Source organism: Microbacterium sp. SCPM-O-B-15248 (M128) (genome assembly GCF_058214835.1).
In genome coordinates, this window is the sequence record NZ_JBYQLI010000004.1 from 261,250 (window position 1) to 275,967 (window position 14,718).

General features: G+C 71.4%; 14 protein-coding genes and 1 riboswitch. Of the genes, 1 reads left to right on the forward strand and 13 read right to left on the reverse strand.

Annotated features, from left to right (window positions below):
* Positions 1-20 precede the first annotated feature (20 nt).
* The 10 genes from AC3E6M_RS09545 to AC3E6M_RS09590 all read right to left on the reverse strand — a co-directional run bounded on the left by AC3E6M_RS09545 (position 21) and on the right by AC3E6M_RS09590 (position 9,992).
* Positions 21-1,901 carry an ABC transporter ATP-binding protein gene (locus AC3E6M_RS09545; protein ID WP_138175260.1) on the reverse strand — a complete coding sequence of 627 codons (1,881 nt, stop codon included), beginning with the start codon at positions 1,899-1,901 and terminating at the stop codon, positions 21-23.
* A 24-nt stretch (positions 1,902-1,925) separates the two neighbouring features.
* Complete coding sequence (locus AC3E6M_RS09550; protein ID WP_138175258.1) at positions 1,926-2,138, reverse strand: AsnC family protein; 213 nt, start codon at positions 2,136-2,138, stop codon at positions 1,926-1,928.
* A 119-nt stretch (positions 2,139-2,257) separates the two neighbouring features.
* Positions 2,258-3,709: an MFS transporter gene (locus AC3E6M_RS09555; protein WP_138175256.1), complete on the reverse strand. Its 1,452-nt coding sequence runs from the start codon at positions 3,707-3,709 to the stop codon at positions 2,258-2,260.
* A gap of 178 nt (positions 3,710-3,887) precedes the next feature.
* A complete protein-coding gene (locus AC3E6M_RS09560; protein ID WP_138178070.1) occupies positions 3,888-4,241 on the reverse strand; it encodes a Fe-S protein in 354 nt (117 codons plus the stop codon).
* A 79-nt stretch (positions 4,242-4,320) separates the two neighbouring features.
* Entirely contained in the window at positions 4,321-4,794 is a 474-nt protein-coding gene (gene ribH, locus AC3E6M_RS09565) for a 6,7-dimethyl-8-ribityllumazine synthase (protein WP_138178068.1), read from the reverse strand.
* The gene (ribA, locus tag AC3E6M_RS09570) at positions 4,794-6,062 is read right to left on the reverse strand and encodes a GTP cyclohydrolase II (protein ID WP_138178066.1); all 1,269 of its coding nucleotides are present in this window, start codon (positions 6,060-6,062) and stop codon (positions 4,794-4,796) included. The genes ribH and ribA overlap by 1 nt, the downstream gene beginning before the upstream one ends.
* Positions 6,059-6,715: a riboflavin synthase gene (locus tag AC3E6M_RS09575; protein WP_138178064.1), complete on the reverse strand. Its 657-nt coding sequence runs from the start codon at positions 6,713-6,715 to the stop codon at positions 6,059-6,061. Before AC3E6M_RS09575 ends, ribA begins: the two co-directional genes overlap by 4 nt.
* Entirely contained in the window at positions 6,715-7,746 is a 1,032-nt protein-coding gene (ribD, locus tag AC3E6M_RS09580; RefSeq protein ID WP_138178062.1) for a bifunctional diaminohydroxyphosphoribosylaminopyrimidine deaminase/5-amino-6-(5-phosphoribosylamino)uracil reductase RibD, read from the reverse strand. The genes AC3E6M_RS09575 and ribD overlap by 1 nt, the downstream gene beginning before the upstream one ends.
* A 58-nt stretch (positions 7,747-7,804) precedes the next feature.
* Positions 7,805-7,954, reverse strand: a riboswitch (FMN riboswitch).
* Between the two features lie 69 nt (positions 7,955-8,023).
* Positions 8,024-8,887 carry an Fpg/Nei family DNA glycosylase gene (locus tag AC3E6M_RS09585; RefSeq protein WP_138178060.1) on the reverse strand — a complete coding sequence of 288 codons (864 nt, stop codon included), beginning with the start codon at positions 8,885-8,887 and terminating at the stop codon, positions 8,024-8,026.
* Between the two features lie 541 nt (positions 8,888-9,428).
* Entirely contained in the window at positions 9,429-9,992 is a 564-nt protein-coding gene (locus tag AC3E6M_RS09590; protein ID WP_138178058.1) for a GNAT family N-acetyltransferase, read from the reverse strand.
* Between the two features lie 191 nt (positions 9,993-10,183).
* Here AC3E6M_RS09590 and AC3E6M_RS09595 point away from each other — a divergent pair, with 191 nt between their 5' ends.
* Positions 10,184-10,999 carry a DUF559 domain-containing protein gene (locus AC3E6M_RS09595; RefSeq protein ID WP_490529730.1) on the forward strand — a complete coding sequence of 272 codons (816 nt, stop codon included), beginning with the start codon at positions 10,184-10,186 and terminating at the stop codon, positions 10,997-10,999.
* A gap of 514 nt (positions 11,000-11,513) precedes the next feature.
* Here the strand turns inward: AC3E6M_RS09595 and trpS are convergent.
* The 3 genes from trpS to AC3E6M_RS09610 form a co-directional block, all read right to left on the reverse strand.
* A complete protein-coding gene (gene trpS, locus AC3E6M_RS09600) occupies positions 11,514-12,518 on the reverse strand; it encodes a tryptophan--tRNA ligase (RefSeq protein ID WP_490529732.1) in 1,005 nt (334 codons plus the stop codon).
* A 66-nt stretch (positions 12,519-12,584) separates the two neighbouring features.
* The gene (locus tag AC3E6M_RS09605; protein WP_490529733.1) at positions 12,585-13,436 is read right to left on the reverse strand and encodes an exodeoxyribonuclease III; all 852 of its coding nucleotides are present in this window, start codon (positions 13,434-13,436) and stop codon (positions 12,585-12,587) included.
* 81 nt (positions 13,437-13,517) lie between these two features.
* Complete coding sequence (locus AC3E6M_RS09610) at positions 13,518-14,711, reverse strand: YihY/virulence factor BrkB family protein (protein WP_490529734.1); 1,194 nt, start codon at positions 14,709-14,711, stop codon at positions 13,518-13,520.
* Positions 14,712-14,718 lie beyond the last annotated feature (7 nt).

Here is a 14,718-nt window from a genome sequence, read left to right on the forward strand (position 1 = left end):
AGCGGCGCCCCGCCCCGCGCTCACACCAACAGCTGGTGCTTCGCGAGGTCGCGGTAGAGGGGGACGGATGCCACGAGCTCGCTGTGCGTGCCCTGGCCGACGACGCGGCCGTTCTCGAGCACCACGATGAGATCGCTGTCGACGACGGTCGACAGGCGGTGCGCGATCACGAGGAGCGTGCGGTCGGTCGCGACGGCGTCGATCGCCTCGCGCATGCGCTGTTCGTTGACGCCGTCCAGCGACGACGTCGACTCGTCCAGCAGCAGCACCGGGGGAGCGGCCAGCAGCGCTCGCGCGATCGCGAGGCGCTGACGCTCGCCGCCCGAGAGCATGACACCGTCCTCGCCGACCGGGGCGTCGACGCCGAGTGGATCGCGCTCGAGCACATCGCCGAGATTGACCGCGCGCAGCACCCGCTCGCATTCGGCATCGGATGCCGCGGGCGAAGCGAGGCGCAGGTTGTCGGCGATCGTGCCGGCCAGGGTGGGGGCGTCCTGCTCGACGTAGCCGAATCGCGCGCGCAGGTCCGCGCGCGGGAGGTCGCGCGCGTCGACGCCGTCGATGAGGATCGCCCCGCCCGTGGGGTCGTAGAAGCGTTCCACGAGCGACAGCACCGTGCTCTTGCCGGCGCCGGAGGGGCCGACCAGCGCGACTCGGGATCCGCGCGGCACGGTGAACGACACCCCCCGCAGCACCTCTCGCTCGGTCTCCTCGGCTTCCGTCACGGTCTCGTCGGCGGCGCGGTCGAGGTGCGCCTGCGCGAGCACCGAGCGCGCCTCCTTCGCCGCGGCCTCGCGCGCCTGGACGACATTGTCGGGGTAACGGAACCGGACGTCGCGGAACTCGATGGCAGCGGCATCCGTCCGCGGTTCGACGGCACCCGGCCGGTCCCCGTCCTCCTCGAGCGGGAGGTCGAGCACCTCCTGGATGCGGCCGAGCGCTCCCAGCGCCTGGTTCACGGACGTGATCGCCCCGATCGCCGAGGCGAGCGGCTGCACCAGCAGGAACAGGAAGATCACGAACGTCACGAGCGCCGCGACGTCGATGGCCCCGGATGCCACGCGGAAACCGCCCACGCCCAGCACCACGAGCAGCGAGACCTGCAGGGCGATCCCCGCGACGGGCACGATGAGCGCCGACACCTTCGCGATCCGGACGCCCGCGTCGTAGGCCGCGGTCGCGGTGGCGGTGACCGTCTCGACCTCGCGCTCGGTCGCCCCCGACGCGCGGATCGTGCGGATCGAGCCGACCGCCCGCTCGACACCCGAGGCGAGCTCGCCGACCTTGGCCTGCTGCACAGCCGAGGCCGTGCGGATGCGCGTGCTCAGCACCACCACGGTCGCGATCGAGACCCCGAGCACGAGCACGATCAACCCGAGCAGCAGCGGGTCGATGAACGCCATCGCCACGATCGCCCCGACGAGGATGAGCGCGTTGCCGACGGCATCCGCGAGTCCCTGCGTGAGCACGGCGTACAGCAGGGTCGTGTCGGTCCCGACGCGGGATACGAGGTCGCCCGTGCGGCGCGCGTCGAACTCGCTGATCGGCAGGCGCAGGATCCGGGAGATCAGCCGCCGGCGGCTGGAGTAGACCACCGCGGTACCGGTGCGCTGGAGCAGGTAGTGCTGGTAGCCCGAGATGAGCGACGACAGCACGACGAACCCGACCAGCATCCAGACGAGGAGCCCGAGCGGCACCGAATTCTGCACGCGAGAGATCACTTCGCCGACCAGGAGCGGTTGCACCAGCGTCGCAGCCGCGCCCAGCACGCTCAGTACCGCGACGACGATGAGCGTGCGGCGGTGCTCGAGGAGGAACGGCAGCAACTGACGGAAGGACGCGCGCGGGCCTTCGGGTGCACGGCGGCCGCGGCGGCCGCGAGCGGGAGAGGACACAGACATGCTCACCTCGTTCTGTGAGGGGGATCAGATTCGACCGTACTTCTTGTGGGCGGCCTGTTTGGACACGCCCAGTGCGCTGGCGATCGAGACCCAGGAGTGTCCGCGCAGACGGGCGCGCCGCACTTGGGCTTCTTCGACGCGGGCGATCTCCTGCCGCACCGCCTGGAGGCGGCGGAGTTCGGCCAGCGGTTCGTCGTCGCCGGTTCCATCGACGGCGGTGCGGGTCGTGTCGTTCATGTCGTCAATTTACGTTGACGAACGGGCATTCGTCAACGTGAATTGACGCCCCGCGCCCCGGGAACGACGGATGCCACGAGGCCGAGGCCCCGTGGCATCCGATCATCCGCTGGTCCGGGTCACGGAGCGGTCGCCGCGGCGGCGAGGTTGTCGTCGTAGTCGACGTCCTTGGTCTCGGGGGAGAGGGCCACCGCGATGAGGGTGAGCACACCCATCACGGACAGGTACGCCCCGACGAGCCACGGGTTCCCGCCGCCCGCGGCCCACAGCGCCACGGCGACGATCGGGGCGAGGGCGGCGCCGAGGATCGACGAGACGTTGTACGAGATCGCCGAGCCGGTGTAGCGCGTGTTCGTCGGGAACAGCTCGGGCAGCACCGCGCCCATGGGTCCGAACGTCGTGCCCATCAGCAGGAACCCGATGATGAGGAACGCCTGCACGTACACGCGCGTGAGGTTCGCGTCGGTCTGCGGCAGCAGGAAGAACGCGAAGGTCAGGCCGAACAGGATGATCGCGATCGTCACGCCGATCAGCAGACGCTTGCGACCGAAACGGTCGGCGAGCGGGCCGGAGAGCAGGGTGAAGACGCCGAAGAACACCACGCCGATGATCTGCATGATGACGAAGTCCGTGTACCCGAATCCGAGGCCGGGAACGTAGGCGGCGGGATCGAACGGGGTGCCGGCCTTCTCGGCCGCGGCGGCGGCACTCTCGAGCGTCGGCTTGGTGCCGTACGACAGCGTGAAGCTCGTCATGAGGTAGAACAGCACGTACGTCGCCAGCATGATGAACGTGCCGAGGATCAGCTGCACCCAGTTGCGGCGGATGACCTCGCCGAGCGGGAACTTGCGGATGACGCCGCTCTTCTCGGCCTTCGCGAACGACTCGCTCTCGACGAGCTTGAGGCGCACCCACAGGCCGACGATGACCATGACCGCCGAGAACAGGAACGGCACGCGCCAGCCCCACGCGAGGAACTCTTCCGAACGCTGGGCGGTGCCGTCGGGGTGGGGCAGGGCGAAGTTGATGGTGAGGAAGATGCCGTTGGCGATGATGAAGCCGATCGGAGCGCCGAGCTGCGGGAACGTGCCGTACCACGCGCGCTTGCCCGTCGGGGCGTTCTCGGTCGCGACGAGCGCCGCGCCCGACCATTCGCCGCCGAGCGCGAAGCCCTGCGCGAGACGCATGATCAGCAGGAGGACGGCCGCCCACACGCCGATCTCGTTGTAGGTCGGGAGGCAGCCGATGAGGAACGTCGCGATCCCCATCGTGAGAAGGGATGCCACGAGCGTGGCCTTGCGCCCGAACCGGTCGCCGAAGTGGCCGAAGACGACGGCGCCGAGCGGACGCGCGACCATCGCCGCGCCGAACACGCTGAACGACAGCAGGAGCGAGGTCGTCTCGTTGCCGGTGGGGAAGAAGAGGATGGGGAAGACGAGCACCGCCGCGGTGGCGTACGCGTAGAAGTCGTAGAACTCGATCGTCGTGCCGATGAGGCTCGCGGTGATGACACGCGAGCGGGGGTTGGCCGGGGCCGACGACGAGCGGACGGTGGGAGAGGAGGAGATCATGACTGCCTGACGAGAGATCGAGCGATCGCGTCCGTCGTGAGGGCGCAACGGTGGCGCGGGATCGGAGGCGGAGGTGTGCGCATCCGGGCGCGCGGCGGGGGGCACCGGGGTGGACCCGGGTGGGGGTCCAGACCTTCCAGTCTACGCTCTCGTCCTGCGGGGCGTCGTGGCCGGGGGGTCAGCGCCAGAGGACCGCGAGCGCCGCGTTGAGCAGAGTCAGCGGACCGACGAGCCAGAACAGGATCGGCGGCACCGCGCCGGTGCGCTTCTGCCGGGCCGAACCGATCCCGAGCAGCGCGCCGATGACGATGAGCACGACGAGCTTCACGCCGATCTTGACGTAGTTCGGCTCGTACGTCATGCCCCACGGTGCCGCGAGGATGAGGCCCGAGAGCAGGGAGATCAGCAGGCCGTAGTTCATCAGGGGAGTGATCCGCGCGCGGCGCGAGACGGCATCGACGATCCAGGCTCCGAAGAGCACGGCAAAGCCCACGAGGTGGACGAGCACGACGACATGACGCAGGATCTCCATGCCCGTCACCCTAGGGATGCCGCGCGCGCGGCGCCAGCAAGGCGCACCTCACCGCGACGGGAGGCGCGCCTCGCAGCGCTCAGCCGCGGAGCTCGCGAAGCACCAGGGCGGTGCGCAGGGCGGCGTCGGCCGCCTCGGCGCCCTTGTCTTCCTTCGAGCCCTCGAGCCCGGCGCGATCCAGTCCCTGCTGCTCGTCGTCGAGGGTGAGGACGCCGAAGCCGACGGGCTTGCCGGCGTCGATCGCGACCCGGGTGAGGCCGTCGGTGGCCGCCGACGAGACGTACTCGAAGTGCGGCGTGCCACCGCGGATGATGACACCGAGCGCCACGACCGCGTCGGCCCCGCCCTCGAACGCCGCCACCGCGGCGACCGGCAGCTCGAACGAACCCGGCACGCGCACGACGCGGTACGTCGCGCCCGTGGCATCCAGGACGCGCCGGGCCCCGGCGATCAGTCCGTCGGTGATGACCTCGTGCCAGGTCCCTGCGACCACGACGACGTTCAGTCCGCTCGCGTCGATGCCGCCGGTTTCAGGTGCTCCGCTGCCCGCCATCAGACGAGTCCTTCCTTCATGTGCGCGAGCGCGTCGCGCAGGTCGTCCTCGGCGATGACGTGACCCATGCGGTCGCGCTTCGTCTCGAGGTACTGGTGGTTGTTGGGGCCGACGCCCACGAGCAGGGGGACCTGCTCGACGACGTCGAGACCGAAGCCGCGCAGCTGCGCGACTTTGTCGGTGTTGTTCGTCAGCAGGCGCACCTTCTCGACGCCGAGGTCGGCGAGGATGCCCGCGGCGGCGGCGTAGTCGCGCGCGTCGGCGGGCAGACCGAGGGCGAGATTGGCATCCACCGTGTCCAGGCCGCGCTCCTGCAGGCTGTAGGCGCGCAGCTTGTTGATGAGGCCGATACCGCGCCCCTCGTGGCCGCGCATGTAGATGACGATGCCGCCGTCGCGGTCGATCGTGTCGAGGGCGGCATCCAGCTGCGGACCGCACTCGCACTTCAGCGATCCGAAGGCCTCGCCGGTCAGGCACTCCGAGTGCACGCGCACGAGCGGGGCCTGGTCGGAGAGGTCGCCCGAGACGACCGCGAGGTGGTCGGTCCCGGTGATGCGGTCCTTGTACGCGAGGAAGCGGAACGTGCCGTGCGAGGTCGGCACGTTCGCCTCGGCCCGCAGGCTCACGCGGCGCCGCGGGGCCGGGGTGGCGTCCAGGGGCTGGGTCTCGTTGAGGTACGCGATGAGCTGCTCGATCGTGATGACCGGGATGCCGTCGCGCTCGCCCAGTTCGAGGAGTCCGGGCAGACGCATCATGCTGCCGTCTTCGGCCACGACCTCGGCGATCGCACCGACCGGCTCCAGGCCCGCCAGACGCATGAGGTCGACGGCCGCCTCGGTGTGCCCGGCGCGCTCGCGCACGCCGCCGTCGACGGCGCGCAGCGGCAGCACGTGGCCGGGGCGGATGAGGCTCGAGGGCATCGACGACGGGTCGGCCAGCACGGTGAGGGTGCGCGCGCGGTCTGCGGCGCTGATCCCGGTTCCCACGCCCGTCGCGGCATCCACGCTGACCGTGTAGGCGGTCCCGCGGGCGTCCTGGTTCACCTCGACCATGGGCGGCAGGTCGAGGCGGTCGGCCCAGTCGGACGGCATCGGCGCGCACACGTAGCCGCTGGACCAGCGGACGGTCCACGCCATCCACTCGGGGGTCGCGAGCTGGGCGGACAGGATGACGTCGCCTTCGTTCTCGCGGTTCTCGTCGTCGGCGACGAGAACGGGTCGTCCGGCGCGCAGGGCCTCGAGGGCCTCGGGGATGGTGGACAGGCTCATGCGGAGCCCCTCTCGGTCGATGCGGCCGCGGCCGCGGGATTCTCGGTGCTGCGGAAGGCCAGCAGGCGCTGCACGTGCCGGGCCAGGATGTCGGTCTCGAGGTTCACGGGGGAGCCCGCTTCGGCGCGGCCGAGGGTCGTCGCCTCGAGCGTCTCGGGGATGAGCGACACCTCGAGCCACGGCTCGGGGTCGGCGGCGTCGCTCACGGCGCTCACAGTCAGCGAGACGCCGTCGATCGCGATCGAGCCCTTGTCGACCACGAGCGGAGCCAGGTGGGCCGGGATGCCGATGCGCACGACGCTCCACTGTGCGCCCGGTCGCACCTCGCGCACGATGCCCGTGCCGTCGATGTGGCCCTGGACGACGTGGCCGCCGAGGCGTCCGTGGGCGGCGGTGGCGCGTTCGAGGTTGACCGCGCGGCCGGCGGCGACGTCCGCGAGCGTGGACATGTCCAGCGTCTGCTTCATCACGTCGGCGGTGAACCAGTCGGGGCCCTGCTCGACCACGGTGAGGCACACGCCGCTGACCGAGATCGAGTCGCCGTGACCGGCATCCGACACCGCCAGCGGTGCCCGCACGGTCACGCGCACGCCGTCGCCGGCGGGTTCGACGGCGGTGATCTCGCCGATCTCTTCGACGATTCCGGTGAACATCAGAGATCTCCCTGGGGGTCGTGGACGGGACGGGCGACGACGCGGATGTCGTCGCCGAGCACATCGATGGATGCCACCTCGAGCCGCCGCGCGGCGTCGATGGTGGGCACTCCCACGTCGCCGAGCGCGAGGCGGGACCCGCCGAGGAGCACGGGGGCGACGTAGACGAGCACCTCGTCGGCGAGGCCGTCGCGCACGAGGGCGCTCTCGAGGGTCGGACCGCCCTCGACGAAGATGCGCTGGATGCCGCGGGAGCCGAGGTCGTCGAGCACGGCGGCCAGGTCGCGGGTGGGGAAGATCAGCGGCTCGTGCGGGTGCCGGTGCACCGCGGCATCCGGTGCGATCGGGCTTTCGCCGACGATGACCGGGACCGGCTGGTCGGGCAGGAGCGAGCCGTCGTGGGCGCGCGCGGTGAGCGCCGGGTCGTCGGCGAGGACCGTTCCGGTTCCGGCGAGGATCGCGTCGGCGGCGGCGCGACGTTCGTGCACGTCGCGGCGGGCGGCGGGCCCGGTGATCCACTGGCTGGATCCGTCGTCGGCGGCGGCGCGGCCGTCGAGGCTCTGCGCCCACTTGACGGTCACGACGGGGCGACCGGTGCGCTGCAGGTGCACCCAGTCGTGCACGAGGTCGGCGGCGGCGTCGCGCTCGAGGCCCGCTTCGACATCGACGCCGCCGCCGCGGAGGCGGTCGGCGCCGCCCGTCGCAGCGTCGGTCGGATCGTCGAGCGCGTAGACGACGCGCGCGACACCGGCCTCGAGGAGGGCGACCGCGCACGGGCCGGTGCGGCCGGTGTGGTTGCAGGGTTCGAGGGTGACGACGGCGGTCGCGCCGCGGGCCGCCCCGGGGGTGAGCTGCGACAGGGCGTCGACCTCGGCGTGCGGGGTTCCGGCGCCGCGGTGGTAACCCTCGGCGAGCACCTCGCCCGCGGGCGAGAGGAGGACGGCGCCGACCTGGGGGTTGAGCCCGCGGGGGCCGTTCCGCGCGAGACGCAGCGCACGGCGCATCGCGTCTGCTTCGGCGGCGGATGCCATCTTTCCCTGTCCTTCCCGTCGTGAACGGGGAAGGAGCGCAGGGCGGCGCGGCGCGCCGACCGTGCTGCCTCCTATCCGGACTAGAGACGATCGCTCGCCTCATCACCGTCGGTTCCGGAATTCCACCGGATCGGCCCCACCGCGTGATGCGGAGGGGTTCGCGGACTGTCACCGCCGGTTCGGATTCTCACCGACCCCGGAGCACGTGTTGCTTGTTCGAAGTCTAATCAACACCGCCGACACGGATTCATTCCCGCCGACTCGGGGCGAAACCGTGCTACTTCAGCAGCCGCGACAGCCGCCGGTCGGCGAGGATCTTGCCGCCCGTCTGACACGTCGGGCAGTACTCGAGGGAGTTGTCGGCGAAGAACACGCTGCGCACCTCGTCGCCGCACACCGGGCACGCCTCGCCGCGGCGCCCGTGCACGCGCATGCCCCGGCGCTTGGCATCCTTCAGATCGGCGGGCGGCTTGCCGCGCGCGGTCTCGATCGCTTCGGTCAGCGTGGCGATCATCGCGGCGTACAGCGTGTCGATCTCGGCGTCGGTCAGGGTGGCCGCGAGGGCGTAGGGCGACATCTTGGCGGCGTGCAGGATCTCGTCGGAGTAGGCGTTGCCGACGCCCGCGATGATCGCCTGATCGCGCAGCACGCCCTTGATCTGGGTGCGACGGCCCGCGAGCAGGGCGGCGAACGCGTCGCGGTCGAGAGCCGCGTCGAGCGGGTCGGGGCCGAGCCGGGCGATCCCCGGGACGTCGGTGGGGGAGCGTGCGGCGTACACCGCGAGCGACTTCTTCGTGCCGGCTTCGGTGAGGTCGAACCCGGAGCCGTCGTCGAATCCCACGCGCAGCGCGATGGGGGTCTTGCCGGGCTTGATGATCGTCGAGGGCAGAGCGTCGTACCAGCGCAGCCAGCCCGCTTTCGCCAGGTGGAACACGAGATGGATGCCGCTGTCGGCGGCGATGTCGACGAACTTGCCGTGCCGTTCGACCCCGGTGACCGCGGAGCCGACGAGCGCGTCGATCGGGGGGTCGTACGTCTTGAGGGCGCTGATGGCGGCGATCGAGGCCTTCGTGAACGTCAACCCCGCGACACGACCGCGCAAGAACTCGACGAGTCCTTCGACCTCGGGCATCTCGGGCATGGAGCCATCGTGGCATCCCCTTCCGACATTCGACAGGGTCTTGCGGCGCTCGTCGAGGTCCGCGGCACGGGGCCGCCCGGGCACAACTCCTGCATGTGTGGGCGGAGAGGCGGGGATGCCGCGGAGTCCGGCGGATGTGCCGGAGTTGTGCGGCCCGGCCCGGCGGCTCGGCGGCTGCCGCGGGGTGGGGAGTGGATGCCCGGGTCGGGGTGGGGTGCGGATGCCCGAGCCGGGCGGGGGAGGCCGGAGGTGCGCGGGGGCGGGCCGCCCGGGCACAACTCCTGCACGTGTGGGCGGAGAGGCGGGTATGCCGCGGAGCCCGGCGGATGTGCCGGAGTTGTGCGGCTGGCCCGACGGCTCGCGCGGCTGCCGCGGGGTGGGGAGTGGATGCCCGGGTCTGGGTGGGGTGCGGATGCCCGAGCCGGGCGGGGGACGCCGGAGGTGCGCGGGGGCGGGCCGCCCGGGCACAACTCCTGCACGTGTGGGCGGAGAGGCGGGGATGCCGCGGAGCCCGGCGGATGTGCCGGAGTTGTGCGGCCACTCAGCCCAGGTCGAGCAGCCACTCCTGCGGTACGCGTTCGTCGTGCCGGAGCAGGCCTCCAATCCACAGGTCGGCGCGTCCGAGGCTGTTGACGTGCGCCCGCCGCAACAGCCCCTCGTAACGGAACCCGAGCCGCCGCGCGGTGCGCGCCGAGCCGATGTTGCCGACGACGGCGCGCCATTCGATCCGCTCGATGCTCGGGCGATCGTCGGCGAACGCCCAGTCGATCACGGCCGCCGCGGCCTCGCTGGCCGCACTCTGCCGCCGCGCGTCGCGGGCGATCCAGTACCCGATCTCCGGGGCGCCGGTGTCGAACCTCGCCAGCCCGATCATGCCCGCGAGGCGCCCGTCGCGGCGGATCGCCCAGGTCGGCTCCGTACCGTCGCCCCACCAGCGGGCGGTCAGTTCGACGAAGCGCTCGGCATCCGTGAGGAGGTACGGCGACGGCACCGTGGTGTAGCGCTGCAGGTCGGCATCCTGGCACTCCGCGTGGATGGACGCCACGTCCGCCGCCGTCGGCGCGGACAGTTCGAGGTGCGGGGTGTGGAGGCGGTCCGGTTCCATCCGCCCACGCTACCGACCGGGCACAACTCCGGCGATTCTCCGCACGCTGACCGGTGGATGCCGCAGCGTGCATGTCGCGCCGGAGTTCTGTCTGTCCCGAGGCTCCTCCACAGCGGAGCAATCTCGGCATCCATCCCCCATTCGCCTCTCGCCTCGCTCGCGCGCGTCCGATGCCGGGCACGGTGGGGGAGATGGCGACACCCGAGTTCCGCACCTACCGTCAGCTTCGCGACGACGGATGGAGCCGACATCGCATCGACAGCGCGGTGCGGAGCGGGGCCCTGGTCCGGCTCCGGCGGGGGAGGTATGCGGTCGCCTCCGTCGAGTCGACAGCGCGGGATGCCGGGTACTTCGGCGGCCGTCTGGATTGCGTGTCGTTGCTGTCGGTGCTCGGCGTCTTCGTTCTGCGCACCGACGGGCTCCACGTCCAATTCGACCGAGAAGCGAGCAGGATCCCCGAGCGGTCGACCGGTGTCGTCGCCCACTGGCGTGCGAGTCGGGCCCGCCCCGGCGACCTGCACGCGGATCTCGTGGAGGCGCTGAGGCAAGCCGTGTTGTGCCAGGGGCCGCGTGCCGGGATCGCCTCGGTGGACAGCGCGTTGCACGGTCGACTGATCTCCGACGTCGAGGTGGATGCGGTGTTCGACGGGCTCCCGCGGCGGTACCGGCGGCTCCGCGGTCTCGTGGACTCTTCGGCCGAGTCGGGTCCCGAGACGTTCGTGCGTCTCATCCTGCGTGCCCTCGGTGCACCGTACGAGACACAGGTGCGTCTTCGAGGGGTCGGTCGGGTCGATTTCCTCGTCGGCGGGTGGCTCATCGTCGAGTGCGACAGCCGCGCCCATCATTCGTCGTGGGAGGAGCAGCTCCGTGACCGACGTCGGGATCGCGCGGCAGCGGCTCTCGGATACGTCACCCTGCGCCTGGTTGCCGAGGACATCCTGTACCGCCCGGACCTGGTGCGCGACGCGCTGGCCGGCGTGTGGAAAGGCCCGCGCCGAAGCCGGTGAGACCGACCGCGCATGCTCGCCGCCGCGCGACGGCGGCGCACAACTCCTGCAGGATCGACCGCGCGCGGCGCCCCGCCGCACTTTTGCGGCTCTGCGGCCGGAGTTGTGCCGGTCGAAACCGCCGCCCGCCCCGCGCCCCGCGCCGGCACCGGCCACCGGTCCTCGCGCACAACTCCTGCAGAATCGACCGCGCGCGGCGCCCCGCCGCACTTTTGCGGCTCCGCGGCCGGGGTTGTGCCGGTCGAAACCGCCGCCCGCCCCGCGCGCCGGCACCGGCCACCGGTCCTCGCGCACAACTCCTGCACAGATCGCCGATCCGGTGGGCTGCCGGAACATCTGCCCACCGTTGCAGGAGTTGTGACTGCCCGGCCCCGGCCGGCCGGCCGCCGCAGGTTGAACCGCCCAGCCCCGCCCGGCCGCCGCAGGTTGAACCGCCCGGCCCCGGCCGGCCGCCGCACCCGCCTCGCGTCGGCGGCCCCGCCCGGGGCAGCCGGGCCGCCCAGCCCGGGCCGGGTCAGCCGCGACGCAGCAGCCCGATGCGGTCGTAGACGTCCGCGAGGGTCTTTTCGGCTACGGATGCCGCCCGCTCGGCGTTGTGCGCGAGCACGCGGTCGAGTTCGGCGGGGTCGTCGAGCAGCTCGAGCGCCCGCGCGCGCACCGGTTCGAACTCCGCCACCACCACCTCGGCGAGGCCCTTCTTGAAGTCCCCGTACCCGCGTCCGGCGTACTCGTCCTCGATCGCGCCGATCTCGCGTCCGGTCAGGGCCGAGTAGATGACGAGCAGGTTCGAGACGCCCGGCTTCGCGTCGCGGTCGAAGCGCACGGCGCCCTCGGAGTCGGTCACCGCGCGCATGATCTTCTTCGCGCTGACCTTCGGGTCGTCGAGCATCCACAGCACGCCGGCGTCGGACTCGGCCGACTTCGACATCTTCGACGTGGGGTTCTGTAGATCGTAGATGCGCGCGGTCTCGCGCTGGATCATCGGCTTCGGCATCGCGAACGTCTCACCGAAACGCTGGTTGAACCGCTCGGCGAGGTCGCGAGTGAGCTCGATGTGCTGCTTCTGGTCGTCGCCGACGGGCACGACGTCGGTCTGGTACAGCAGGATGTCGGCTGCCATGAGCACCGGGTAGGTGAAGAGGCCCACGTTCGTGGCATCCGCGCCGTACCGCGCGGACTTGTCCTTGAACTGCGTCATCCGACCGGCCTCGCCGAAGCCCGTGAGCGTCGACAGCACCCACTGCAGTTCGGCGTGCGCCGGCACGTGCGACTGCACGTAGAGGGTCGAGCGCGAGGGCTCGATGCCGGCGGCGATGTACTGGGCGGCGGTGCGGCGGGTCTTCTCGCGCCGTTCGGCGGGATCGCCGGGCTGGGTGAGGGCGTGCAGGTCGACGACCGAGAAGAAGGCGTCGTACTCGTCCTGCAGCTCGCGCCACTGCAGCAGGGCCCCGATGTAGTTGCCGATCTGAAGACTGTCGGCCGAGGGCTGCATTCCGGAGTACAGGCGCTGCTGGGTCACCGTTCGATCCTAGGCGTCCTGGCGCTCAGCGCCGTCCGGGACCCGCGACCCCGCGGGGCCCGGACGTCACGACCGCCCGAGTGTGTAGTCCGCGATCACCGGGGCGTGGTCGCTCCAGCGGGCGTCCCAGGATGCCGCGCGGTCGACGCGGTAGTCGGTGACGCGCTCGGCCAGCGCCGGTGTGGCGACGTGATAGTCGATACGCCAGCCGGTGTCGGTGTCGAATGCCTTTCCGCGCATCGACCACCACGTGTAGGGGCCGTCGACGTCGCCGGCGTGACGGCGGCCGATGTCGACCCACCCGAGGCCCGGTCCCGTGGAGCCGTCGACGCCCTCGACCTCGGCGCCGGCCGGACCGAAGAAGCGGTCGAAGTACGCACGTTCGCGGGGGAGGAACCCGGCGTTCTTGCGGTTGCTCTTCCAGTTCTTGATGTCGAGCTCGCGGTGGCCGACGTTGAGGTCACCCATGACCACCGCCAGCTCCCGTTCGGCGCTCAACTCGGCGAGGCGCCGCTCCATGGCATCCAGGAACAGCCACTTGGCCTCTTGCTTGGGGGTGTCGACCTCGCCGCTGTGCACGTAGGCGCTGACGACGGTCAGCGTCTCGCCGTCGATGTCGAAGTCGGTCTCGATCCATCGGCCCGAGGAGTCCAGCGGCTCGGGGCCGAGGTGCGTGCGCGTCTGCACGCCGGGCAGCCGACTGAGGATCGCGACCCCGGCGCGGCCCTTCTGCAGGGCCTCGTCGTTGACGATCTGCCAGCCGGGCACCGCCTCGGCCAGCTGTTCGGCGGTCGCGCGCACCTCTTGCAGGGCGAGGATGTCGGCGCCCGAGGCGTCGAGCCACTCGGTCATGCCCTTGCGGACGGCGGCGCGGATGCCATTGACGTTGACGGAGACGATGCGTACAGAACGAGCCACCCGACGAGCCTAACCGGGGCCTCCGACACCGCACTTCGCTCGGGCCGCGGCTGCCGACGGCGCGACCTCGCGGCGCCGCGCTCAGTCCAGCAGCAGTGTGGATCGCCGCGGCTCGGGCAGCTCCGACTCCAGGTGCGCGAGGTGTTTCCGGGCCTGACGAAGGCGGCGTCTCGCCGCCCAGCGCCGGGGCCAGTGCGCGAGCGCCGCCCGTTCCTCCGCTTCGCGCACCGCCACCTGGGCCGCGATGACGAGAGCGGTCTGCTCCATCGCGCGGCGGTCCTCGGGCGAGCGCAGCGGCACATCGCGGTCGTCGGCGGCCACCGCGATCCACGCGGCCGCGACGAGGATCACGATCCCCACGAGCCGGAACCACAGCAAGAACCCGACCAGCACCGTGAACGTGGCCAGGAGCGGATTGGACGGGGTGTAGACGAAGAGGAAGCCCGCCGCGACCTGGAGCATGACCAGTCCCGCGGACCCGACCAGGGCTCCGGGCCACGTGCGCCGCCAGGTGAGCGCGGTCCCCGTGAGGAAGCGGAACAGGGAGGCCAGGGCGAGCGTGTTCACGGCGAAGGCGATGAGGAGCGACACCCCTCGCGCCCCGAGCGACCACCCCGCGGTGCCTCGGTCCCAACCGATCATCCCGAACACCAGGTCCACGGCGCCGGTGGTCACCGATCCGAGCAGCGCGCCGACGAGAAGGGCGAGGCCGAACAGGAGCGAGGCGATGAAGTCCCGCGCCTTCAGCAGCACGTAGTTGCGGGTGTCGAAGGGGAGGCCGAAGGTGTCCCGTACGGCCCGGCGGGTGAAGGTGACGAAACCGATCGTTGTCCAGATGACGACGACACCGGCCACACCACCGGTCACACCGAGGAGACGGCCGCTCTCTTGGGCGACGGCCTCGACCTGCTCGGGCTTGACGAGTCCGTTCTTGCTGATGATGCCGGGGATGTAGCCGTTCACGATCCGGATCAGGCCGTCGATCGCGGTCTCGCTGCCGCCCAACCAGATCCCGACGCCCGCGAAGGCGAGGTACAGCGCCGAGAACATCGCGAACAGGCCCTGGTAGCTCATGCCCGCCGCGAGCAGGAATCCGTTGTGCCGCAGGAAGTGCCGCCACACCCGCACCGGGAAGAGCCGGGCGAGCTTGGCGGCGCGGGCGATCGGCTGGTCGAGTCGGTCGCGCACCGCTGCTTGCGCCGCGTCCAGCCGATCCCGCAGGGACGTCTCCTCGCTCGCCGCGCCGGGCAACGGTCGGGGATCGCGGTCGTTCACCCGTCGA